Genomic DNA, 10,746 nt, shown 5'->3' with positions numbered 1-10,746 from the left:
TCTCTGAGAAAGGAAAGGGATATGGAGCTTGAGCGTAAGCGGTACGAGCGCAATGAGGAGATTCTGAAAGAGCTTGAAAGTGTTTTGGAAGGAATTAGGGCTTCAAATGATGAAATGGCTATAAGGGATGAAATGAACAATGCGGCAAGACTGGAGACCGGGCTCGACTTATCTATTCTAGATGAAGGTCAGAACGAGAGGTATCGAGAAGTGAAGAACGGGTTCTACAGGATGGCTGAAGAGAAAGTCGAATCTCTTAGAAGCGCAAGATACGCCAGGTATAATAGGAAGGCTGTAGAGAGATTGAAAAAGCTTATTGATGAGTTCTCCGAAAACGAAAAGGAGCTGTCCAAAAGTGGGAGTTCTCTTCCCGTGATTCTTAAAGAGAGAATTGGATCACTCAACACTTCGTATTTTGATGGCCCTACCATGCAGTATTTTAATTATGTTTATGGTTATATCTTTTCTCTCATAGACGAAGACCTGAAGTTCGAAGTCACAAGAATCATGACGGAAACGGAAAAGGATGCGTTAGAAGTATGAGCGATGAGAAACGTATTCAACTTAAGAATCGAGGCATTCAACTTCATTCCAGCTTTCAAAATGAAAGAAGAGAAGCCCCTGAAGAAAAAGCAGATCTTAGAGATGCTCTAGAATTATATGATTTTTCTCTAAAATCGAGGGTTGTGTCTGGCTATTCGGTTGAGAGTCTGGTTTCACTGAGCAGCATAAAGAAGATGTGCGATAACCTCGAGAAAAAGCTCGATAGGCAGCAGAAGAGCTTTAGGCCACATAGTGTTGTAATGAAGGGGGAATCGGTGACACCGGTTGAAATAATTCTCAAAGAGACTCCGTTGAAACAATGGTATACAACGGGGAAGACTCTGGGGAGTCTTGCATCGATCGGTGCCAAGGTTGCTCTACAGCTTCTCAAGAACCAAAAAGATGAAAAGTCATTCAGGAAGCTCCGCTTGCTCGAGATAGAGATAATGCATCGTAAGCTGAACGAAGATCATTAGTCTTTGCTCGATTCAAGAAGATCTTCAAGTGCCCTAGAGATTTCTTGCCTCACGATTGCTTTGTCGAGTGTGAAATACGTTACCTGGTTCGCTTTTTCGGCTAACACCATACCGGCTTCGCGAAGGATACCTATATGTTCCCCCACCTCATAGTTGGAAAGGTTAAGCGCTCTCGCCAACTCGTTCCCAGAAGATCGTCCCGCCGAGAGGTATCTTATTATCGCCAGTCTCTTTTCGTGTGCAAGGGCATCGAAGGTTTCCGCTGTTATTTCCAGGGCCTCTTTAGGAATTGCCATTACTTCTTTGAAGCGAAAGCCGATGGTGTACATATCTTCTTTTACAAAAGGGATACTGGCGTTTGAAATAAGGAATTCCGAGAAATAACTGGGACAGATAACGGTCCTCTCAAGTACTTCATTACGAGTGTAGTCGATGTTTTTTATGATTGCCCTAAGAAATTTCTCACCTGAATCACTAATTTCCCTTTCGATTTCATTGACCGCTTTTGAATGAATCTTTGCTATTCTAGATTCTATTGTCGAGAACACGTTTTCGTAGAACCACTCCAGTAAGTAAAGTAGATCCTCCTTTGTTCTTTCCGGGTGAGACAACATTTCAAATAGGATAGCCTTCCTTTCGGTCGAAAATGACATATCGTTAGATACGAAGAGAAGCATATCTCTATCATTCTTCATAATTTTGTCGAAAGCATCCATATCGATAGTGCCCATTCGAGGTCCATAACCCGAATAGATGAAGTGAATTAAAAGAACTCTTTCAGGCATCTCTTGAACAAATTCGATCAACTGACTGGCACTCTCGAGATTTGAATGGGTAATATCTGGAAGAAGGCACATTCCAAGAAATGTTTCCCAGTCGAAAAACTCCTTCAGTTTTTCTACAATATCGGAGGTCAATAATTCCCTTGTTTCTGTTACCCAGGTCTGTATGTTCCTGTAAGGTTCAAACTTTCCCTTGAACTGCGGAGAAGCGAAGAGCTCGAGGAATCTGTCGTTGTTGTTCAATCTGAACATACCGTGAAGAAGGTCGCAGGCCGTGCTTGACCGAACTTCCACTTTGTTTAACCAGTTCAAACGAAGCACCTCCAAAGCTTGGGAATTTTGCATATTATTGTAGCACTTATTGAACCGAGCGAATCACAGAGCGATCAAAAAACCGCGTCAAGCAGTTTCACATAGAATAGGCAGATGTAGTTAAATGATGGCAATTTACAGTAGTAGCAAGCTTATTGCCATAAGACCCATCCCCGCTATCAATCCCGAGATCGACAGATGGTGTTTTCCATACTTCTCTGCCGAAGGCAAAAGCTCATCAAGAGAAATGTAAACCATGATTCCCGCGACACCGGCAAATACAACACCAAACGCGATCTCGTTGAACAGAATGTTAATCAAAGAGAAGCCGATCAAAGCGCCTGCAGGTTCTGCAAGACCGGAGAGAAACGAATACAAGAAGGCTTTCTTTCTGCTACCCGTTGCATGGTATATCGGAACAGCTACAGCTATTCCCTCTGGAATGTTGTGAATAGCTATGGCAAACGCTATCGGAATTCCAAGAGAAGGCTCCTCTAAGGCAGCTAGAAATGTAGCTAGCCCCTCTGGAAAATTATGAATGGCAATTGCGATGGCAACGAAGACGCCCATTCTCAAGAGAGTCTTACTGCTTGCTTCCATTTCGTCGACGTCTCTCATTTCGTGAGGATTCTCTGCCTTAGGCACGAGAAAGTCAATCAGAGCAATAACACCTATGCCTCCGAAAAAAGCAATCACATTGACCCAGTTGCTTATGCCATCTCCCAGAGCCTTCTGGAGAGATTCACCACTCTTGACAAAGATCTCCACGAACGATACGTATATCATTATCCCGGCCGAGAAGCTAGTGAAACTGAAAGAAATTTCGTATTGGTTTTCTTTGTGAAAATTGCAAGAATACTACCGATTCCAGTGGAAAGGCCCGCAAAAGAAGTTAGAAAAAGCGCTGTCCAGAAATTTTCAAGTTCCATTTCAGTCCTCCATAGAATACCTTGCCAAGATTATACATCCAGTTTGGGAACCAGCGCTTTAAGTATTTGAATCACGTGAGCGAGCATATCAGCGTAACAAGGACGTACCCGAAGGTACGCCCCATTATACGAGTTCAGCTTACTGATTTCATCCCTTCTTCAATTGCCTTAATGTTCAGGTTTACAAGAGCAGCTTTACTTCCGGTAAGTTTCTCTTCTAGCGCTTTTTTTACACCTTCAAGAGTAACTGCGCCTGTCTTTTGGAGATATGCTCCAAGAACAACCATATTGGCTACTTTTAGATTGCCCAACTTCTCAGCGATAGCGTTAGCATCTACTTTTATTATGGAGATGTCATCTCTAATCGTATCTCTGTCAACAACCGACGTGTTTATCACCATCAGTCCATCAGACTGGATCTCTTTCTCAAACTTTATGAGAGAGGGAATATTCATAATAATCAATTCATTTGGCGTATTTGTTATCGGAGAGGCGATAGGTTCATCACTTACAACTACGGTACAGTTGGCTGTCCCTCCACGCATCTCGGGGCCGTATGAGGGTAGCCAGGTTGTGTGCTTGTTGTCGAACATCCCAGCCGTTGCCAGAATCTGTCCGATCAACATAACTCCCTGTCCGCCAAATCCCGCTGCTATCAGAAGATGTTCACTCATCTAATATCACCAACCTTGTCGACAAATACACCTTCTGGGTATTCTTTTTTCATGTTTTCGTTTAGCCATTTGATGGACTCTATCGGGTCAAGCCCCCAATTTGTGGGACAGGTTGATAGAACTTCGACCAACGAGAATCCTAGGCCCTTCTTCTGCGCAATGAACGCCTTCTTTATTGCAGCCTTCGCCTTAATTACTTCTTGAGGCGAGCTTACGGAAACTCTTTCGAGATAGACTATTCCTGCGGTCTCTTTTAGCAACTCCGAGACATGAATTGGGAAACCTTCAGTCTCAGCTTTTCTTCCGTACGGTGAAGTTGTCGTCTTCATTCCAAGGAGGGAAGTAGGGGCCATCTGACCTCCCGTCATTCCATATATCGCATTGTTAACGAAGATCGTTGTGATCTTTTCACCTCTGTTTGCGGCGTGAATGATCTCAGCCGTTCCAATTGCGGCGAGATCTCCGTCGCCCTGGTAAGTGAAGACCATTTTCTCCGGCATTGCCCGTTTCATTCCAGTTGCAACTGCCGGAGCTCTTCCGTGGGGGGCAACCGTACCGTCAATATCGAAGAACTCGTACGCGAAAACTGAACATCCAACTGGAGCAACCATAAGAGTCTTTCCCTGAATATCCAGTTCATCGATGACTTCCGCTACGAGTCTATGAATAATGCCGTGGTGACATCCTGGGCAATAGGAAAATTCCTTCTCAGCAAGCGATTTGGGTTTCTTGTATGTCGCTTTTTCCATATAATCACCTCATCCTATAAGTCTGACGAGTTCCCTGAAGACTTCGTCAGGTGTCGGGACCATTCCGCCAGTTCTTCCGTAGAAATGCACTGGTAAGCTTCCCTCAACTGAAAGACGAACATCCTCTACCATTTGACCCGTTGACATCTCTACAACTGTGCAGAACTTCTTTCCCCTTGCGGCCTTTTTCAGCTCATCATATGGAAAGGGCCAAAGAGAGACCGGTCTGAAAAGCCCAACTTTTATGCCCTGTTTTCTTGCCTTCTTAATAACGCTTCCAAGAATCCTTCCCATAGTTCCATATCCAACAAGAATATAATCGGCATCTTCAAGGTCATGAGTCTCGAAACGGATTTCTTTTGATCTAATCTTTTCGTAGATCTTGTGTGTTTCAGTATTCATCTCTTCAAGTCTAACGGGATCGATATCGAAAGAAGTAACTTTATGAGGTTCTCTTCCATCAGCGCCTCTTAACGCCCAGCTTGAATGATCGTTGATTTCCTCGAGCTTGACAAACTCTGGGAAGACAACTGGCTCCATCATCTGACCAAGCATTCCGTCGGCAAGCATCATAACCGGGACTCTGTAATTGTCCGCTAGTCTGAAAGCAGTTTCCATGAGATCAACAGCTTCCTGAATACTCCCCGGCGCTAGAACAATCAAGTGGTAATCGCCGTGACCTCCGCCTTTGGTGGACTGGAAGTAATCGCTCTGGGCAGGCTGGATATCACCAAGTCCAGGGCCACCTCTGACAACATTTACAAACACAGCCGGCAACTTCGCCCCGGCAATGTAAGAAACACCTTCCTGCATTAAACTAAAACCCGGACTGGATGTGGATGTCATAACCCTGTGACCCGTACATGCGGCGCCGTAGACCATATTTACTGCAGCAACTTCACTCTCGGATTGAAGGAAGACGCCATCGACTTCTGGCATCCTTCTCGCCATGTATTCTGTAAATTCCGACTGTGGGGTAATGGGATAGCCAAAATACAATCTACAACCGGCTCTTATTGCAGCTTCAGCCATTGCCTCATTCCCTTTTACCATAATCTTTTCAGCCATAATCTCCCCCCTATACCTCGGCCGTTTCTTTGAAGACGGTTATTGCTGCATCTGGACACATCATATAACAGAATCCGCATCCGATACAGTTTTCGAGATCATGCAGCTGAGCAGGACGATATCCTTTGCTGTTGAATTTGTCCGAAAAGCTCAGTACTTTCTTCGGGCAGAAGTTGATGCATAGGCCGCAGCCTTTGCAACGCTCTTCGTCAATCTTCACGAAGTTTTTGCTCATTGTTCTACCTCCCATGGATTCAACATATATTTCTTAATTTCAAGCTGCTCAAACAAGCGCGGTTCTCTATTCAAGCCATTCATGACAACCGTGAAAGCTACAGGAACAGAAACTTTTTCGGACAGTTGTTTCACGAACTCCTCACCCTTGTCGATCGTCTCTGAGGTAGTTTCAGGACCAATGTTGGTGTTGTTCACAAGGTAGTTGATTTTCATCCTCGACTTTTCTTGAAGTCTGAAAAAGTGAGAAGCGGCGTTCTCTACGGTGTCATTGAATGGCCTAAAACGATTTAACACGTAAAATGTTTCACAGTTGTCATACGGAAGCCTTGAGCTCAGTGAGGATAGGACGACGGCACCGTCATCACTTCCTCCAACGTCAAGGACAACCCTGAACTCTGGGTTCTCTACATAGCCGAAAATCTCCGGAGGAATTATTGGCAAATCCGCGTTTGCCAATTTTCCTTTTGGAGCGATGATCTTTATTCCGAGCTGTTCAAACGAGTCTCTCATATCGCGAGATCTATAGTATGGGCTTACAGTATCAATGTCTGCAAGCGCGACCCGTTCTCCCTTTTTTGTGAGTAGCCTGGATACGTTAAGCGCAATTTCCGTCTTTCCGCTTCCAAACATCCCCATGAAGATAAGGATCTTTTTAGTGAAGTTCACGATTTCCCCCTGTATTGTTTTGCTTTCTCGCTTCCTTCAAGTACTCTCAAACACGCGACGGCAAGAGATAGCTCTTCGTTTCCACCTGGAACAACGTTTATGGGTGCGATAAAGCTCAGTTTCTCTGTCAACCACGGAACCACAAATCTACTATCATAAGCTATTCCGCCGGTTATTATTATCGCATCCACTTCGCCGGATAGTGCTGCTGCCATTCTTCCTACCCACTTAACAATCTGGTATGCCATTGCCTTATAAGCTAGTTCAGATTCCCGATCTCCGTCTAGTATTGCTTGCTGAACTTTCTGACAGTCACTGGTCCCAGTATAAGCCATGAGACCGCCTTTTCCCTTTATTAATTTTCTGATTTCATCCTTGGTATATTCATTAGAGAAACATAGCTTTATCAAACCAGTGAGAGGGAGAGTCCCCGCTCTTTCCGGGCTGAACGGCCCGTCTCCATTTAGAGCGTTGTTTACATCGACCACCCTTCCCCTTCTGTGAGCACCGATGGAAATTCCGCCGCCCATATGAACTACAACGAAATTCATCTCTTCATACTTCTTTCCATACCTCGATGCTACTTCCCTTGCAACTGCTTTCTGATTCAAAGCGTGAAATATCGATCTCCTCGTATAGTCCGGATGTCCCGAAAATTTCGCGACAGGTTCCATTTCATCTACTACAACCGGATCGGCTATGTAAGCCGGGATTCCCTTTCCGCTTTCGAGTGAAAGCTCGTTTGCCAGTATTGCTCCAAGATTAGAAGCATGTTCACCGTATTTTGCCAATCTAAGGTCTTCTATCATTTCTTCGTTTACCGCGTATGTACCACCTTCGAGAGGGCGGAGCATCCCACCTCTCCCGATGATTGCATCGATTTCCGAGAGCGGGTGTTTCACTGATTCCAAGAACCTTACAATTAAAGCCTTTCTGAATGCACGCTGCTCGTATAATGAAGGAAATTTACTCAGTTCGTCAGGCGAGTGTCTAATCGTATGCTCACCAATCATCTCTGAATCTCTGAATAGAGCCAATTTCGTTGAAGTCGAGCCGGGGTTGATAACCAAGACAACCGACATCATATCACTCCCGCAAGAAGGACATTTAGAGCTATCGAGTACAACTTTGTTTCCGCTGAATCTGCACGCGAAGTGAGTATTATCGGAGCTTTCCCCCCGACTACAGTGCTTGCTAACTGACATTCAGAAAGAAATGCCATGGCTTTATAGAAGATATTACCTGCTTCGATGTCGGGCATTATCAAGATATCTGCATCGCCCGCCACTGAACTGGAAATCCCCTTGTGCTCTGCAGCTTCACGTGAGATAGCGTTGTCTAAAGCAAAAGGGCCATCAACATCGACAGATCCAAGCTGCCCCCTCCTTGCCATCTGTGAAAGAATCGCGGCCTCAGTAGTTGCGGGCATTTTTGGGTTGACAGTCTCTATTGCCGCGAGAACTGCAACCTTCGGTCTTTCGTTTTTCAGCGCTCGCGCAACAGAAACCGAGTTGATTATTGAATCGGCTTTTTGATTGAGATCAGGAGCGATAACCATTCCTGCATCTGTTACAAGTAGCAGCTTGTGGTATCTCTTTATCTCGAAAACAGTTACTAGATTCATTGTTCTTCCGGTTTTGAGACCAAACTCATCTTTCAAATAGATGCCTAGAAGTTCCCCGGTCTTGACATTGCCTTTCATAAGAATCTCTGCATCTTTTAAGGAAACGGCCTTTACTGCCTTTTCAATTGATTCGATTTTTGTGGAACAGTGGACTATTGTAAAGCCTTCAGAAAAGCCAAGCTCATTGTTTATTTCCTCGATTTTCTTTTTTTGACCAAATAGAATGAACGATGCAATGCCATGCTCTGCAGCCTCTTTAGCCGCGGCCAGAACTATTGAGTCCTCAGCTGCTGCAATGGCAACTGTCTTTGGGTTATTCTTAGCTTGATCTATGAGTTGTGAGAGATGTGGAATCACATTGCCACCTCCGGATCAAAAGTTCTTGCCTTTTCAGTTCCTTCCAGTACTCTCTTTGCTCCTAGAGCAAGAGAAAGAAGCTCGTTTTCGCCAGGTTCTATGACTACCAGCGCGAACTTCCCAATGTATTCTTTAATCTTTTGGACGAATTCAGTATTGTATGCCATCCCACCGGTCAAAACAATTGCGTCGATCGAACCACCAGCTACAGCAACCATTCCTCCGATCTCTTTCCCGATCTGATAAGCCATTGCGTCTACAACTAGAGCTGCATCGTCATCTTCTTTTGCAAATTCCAGCGCCTTTCTTAGATCGTCGGTTCCAAGATAGGCGAGAAGTCCGCCAAATTTTAAGTATCTGTTGAGAAGCTCCCTTTCCGAGTATTCTCCCGAAAAGCATTTTTCCACTACATCACCTACTGGAAGCTCCCCAGTTCTGTTTGGGCTGAAAGGTCCCTCATCGGTTGCGTTGTTGACATCCACCATCTTCCCTCTCAACTGCAGGCCAACTGAGATACCTCCGCCCAGATGGGCGATTACCAGATTGAGATTTTGGACATCTCTCCCAAGATCAAAGGCTATTTGTCTCGCGGCAGCTTTCATGTTAAGCGCATGAAGTCTAGAGACTCTTGGAAGTTGAGGAAGGCCTGACAAACGAGCCTCTTCGCACAACTCGTCGACGGAGATTGGATCTGTTATAAACACGGGAATCTTCCCTTCAGAGAGCCTTAAACCTATGGGAGCCGCAAGATTCGATGGGTGATCAATTGCCGAGCGATGAAGGAGAAAATCTACCATCTTATCGTCTACCAGATATGTACCGCTTTCCATAGGTGGCAATATGCCTCCTCTACAGGCAATGGCGTCAAAATCGAAAGAAATACTGCTTTCATTTAGGAAGGATAGGATTTCCTCTGCTCTATCTTGAATGTCTTGACTTCGATCATTCCGAGACGAGAAGTGCTGAATCGAACCTCTAACAATCTCCTCTTCGTCATTGAAAACAGCTACCTTTGTTGAAGTTGAGCCGGGGTTAATAGCAAGGATCTTCATCTTTCCACTCCTTTAGAGAAGATTCTTCTCTTTGCCGTACTCCACAACGATCTTCTTCAGCCTTCTTACCCCTTCTATAATATCTTCTCTGGGAGGAAGACAGAAGGATAATCGCATCGAATTATTGCATGTGTTGTCCAGCGAGAAGGCCTCTCCGGGGACAAAGAGTATGTTTGCTGCCTTTCCTCTTTCAAGCATTTCTGCCGTATCGAATCCCTCGGGAAGAGTGAACCATATGAATAGACCACCTTCCGGTTTGGTCCAGTGGAACCCTTCCATACTCCCAAAGCTTCTTTCCAGCTCAGCAAGCATGAGGTCCTTTTTCTCTCTATAAAGGGCTATCGTAGGTTCTATTTGGGAGAGCAAGTCATATCTCTGAAGATATCTCGCAGCTATTCGCTGTGTGAGACTGGGAGTACAGAGATCAGTAGCCTGCTTTGCAGTTACCATTTTCTTCACAATAGTCTTATTACCAACCACAATGCCAAGTCTTAGTCCGGGTGACAGTATCTTGCTGAATGTCTTCAGCAGCAATACCCTTTCCTGACCCCCGATCTTGAAGATCGGATCGATTGGTTTGCCCTCATACCGCAAGTCACCATAAGGATCATCCTCAACTATGAGAACATCGTACTTATTTGCAATTTCAACAAGTCTCTTTCTCTTTTCAAGACTCATCGTTACTCCAGCTGGATTGTGGAAATTCGAAATAGTGTAGATGAACTTAACCTTGTTGAGTTCACCTCTGTTCTCTATCTCCTGGAGGTTTTGTTCAACTTCATCAATATCTGCACCGTCTTCGCGCAATGACATGTAGACATGGCGATCTGATCTGAGAGAAAAGGCGCTGGCCGCCCCCAGGTAAACAGGCTTAGAGACGAAATATATGCTATCTTCATCCAGTAAGATCTTGCTAATCAGATCGAGCGCACTTTGAGAGCCCACTGTAACGAGCAGGTTGTCAACGTCGATTCCTTCTATTCCACTCTCTCTCTTTAGTAAAGATATATACTCTTCCCTGAGTATAGGGTCCCCCTCTGTTGATCCGTACTGAAGAGTGAGCTTGTATTCGTTTTCTAGAATCTCTTTAGATATTTCAGCCATTTCAAAACGTGGAAATGTGTCAGGATCAGGTACGCCTCCTCCAAAAGAAATCATACCTGGTTTTGAAGTAACCTTTAGAAGCTCCCTAATGACGTTGGATTTCATCCTGAGTGCGATTTTCGAGAATTTTTCGGTCACCGAGTACACCCCCTATCTATATTCGTTACTAAATT

The 10,746-nt window shown here is 44.7% G+C and carries 11 protein-coding genes and 2 pseudogenes; 2 read left to right on the top strand and 11 right to left on the bottom strand.

What is annotated here, in order from left to right; translation table 11 throughout:
• Window positions 1-543 (top strand): annotated as a pseudogene (locus BG32_RS03175) (hypothetical protein); the annotation flags it as partial.
• A complete protein-coding gene (locus BG32_RS03170) occupies window positions 540-1,019 on the top strand; it encodes a hypothetical protein (protein ID WP_121526361.1) in 480 nt (159 codons plus the stop codon). The pseudogene BG32_RS03175 and the gene BG32_RS03170, both read left to right, overlap by 4 nt.
• Here BG32_RS03170 and BG32_RS03165 read toward each other — a convergent pair.
• The 11 genes and pseudogenes from BG32_RS03165 to BG32_RS03115 form a co-directional block, all read right to left on the bottom strand.
• On the bottom strand, window positions 1,016-2,113 hold the full coding sequence (locus tag BG32_RS03165) for a helix-turn-helix transcriptional regulator (RefSeq protein ID WP_121526360.1): 1,098 nt from the start codon (window positions 2,111-2,113) through the stop codon (window positions 1,016-1,018). The genes BG32_RS03170 and BG32_RS03165 overlap by 4 nt on opposite strands.
• Before the next feature lie 135 nt (window positions 2,114-2,248).
• Window positions 2,249-3,042 (bottom strand): annotated as a pseudogene (gene zupT / locus BG32_RS03160) (zinc transporter ZupT).
• Window positions 3,043-3,176: 134 nt separating this feature from the next.
• Window positions 3,177-3,716, bottom strand: coding sequence for a 2-oxoacid:acceptor oxidoreductase family protein (locus tag BG32_RS03155; RefSeq protein WP_014731015.1), 540 nt, complete (start codon window positions 3,714-3,716; stop codon window positions 3,177-3,179).
• Window positions 3,713-4,465, bottom strand: a complete 753-nt coding sequence (locus BG32_RS03150) for a thiamine pyrophosphate-dependent enzyme (protein ID WP_014731014.1) — start codon at window positions 4,463-4,465, stop codon at window positions 3,713-3,715. Before BG32_RS03150 ends, BG32_RS03155 begins: the two co-directional genes overlap by 4 nt.
• 9 nt (window positions 4,466-4,474) lie before the next feature.
• Entirely contained in the window at window positions 4,475-5,533 is a 1,059-nt protein-coding gene (locus BG32_RS03145) for a 3-methyl-2-oxobutanoate dehydrogenase subunit VorB (protein ID WP_121526359.1), read from the bottom strand.
• Window positions 5,534-5,543: 10 nt separating this feature from the next.
• A complete protein-coding gene (locus tag BG32_RS03140; RefSeq protein WP_014731012.1) occupies window positions 5,544-5,768 on the bottom strand; it encodes a ferredoxin family protein in 225 nt (74 codons plus the stop codon).
• Complete coding sequence (locus BG32_RS03135; RefSeq protein ID WP_121510089.1) at window positions 5,765-6,436, bottom strand: cobalamin biosynthesis protein CobQ; 672 nt, start codon at window positions 6,434-6,436, stop codon at window positions 5,765-5,767. The genes BG32_RS03140 and BG32_RS03135 overlap by 4 nt, the downstream gene beginning before the upstream one ends.
• Entirely contained in the window at window positions 6,433-7,518 is a 1,086-nt protein-coding gene (gene buk, locus BG32_RS03130; RefSeq protein ID WP_121526358.1) for a butyrate kinase, read from the bottom strand. Before buk (BG32_RS03130) ends, BG32_RS03135 begins: the two co-directional genes overlap by 4 nt.
• A complete protein-coding gene (locus BG32_RS03125) occupies window positions 7,518-8,417 on the bottom strand; it encodes a bifunctional enoyl-CoA hydratase/phosphate acetyltransferase (protein ID WP_121526357.1) in 900 nt (299 codons plus the stop codon). Before BG32_RS03125 ends, buk (BG32_RS03130) begins: the two co-directional genes overlap by 1 nt.
• A complete protein-coding gene (gene buk, locus BG32_RS03120) occupies window positions 8,414-9,469 on the bottom strand; it encodes a butyrate kinase (protein WP_121526356.1) in 1,056 nt (351 codons plus the stop codon). The genes BG32_RS03125 and buk (BG32_RS03120) overlap by 4 nt, the downstream gene beginning before the upstream one ends.
• Window positions 9,470-9,481: 12 nt before the next feature.
• Complete coding sequence (locus tag BG32_RS03115; protein WP_014731007.1) at window positions 9,482-10,711, bottom strand: PLP-dependent aminotransferase family protein; 1,230 nt, start codon at window positions 10,709-10,711, stop codon at window positions 9,482-9,484.
• Window positions 10,712-10,746: the final 35 nt, after the last annotated feature.

The organism is Mesotoga sp. HF07.pep.5.2.highcov, assembly GCF_003666285.1.
GTDB lineage: Bacteria > Thermotogota > Thermotogae > Petrotogales > Kosmotogaceae > Mesotoga > Mesotoga prima.
Note: the sequence above shows the minus strand (reverse complement) of the source record. Positions and strands in the feature narration are given on the sequence as shown.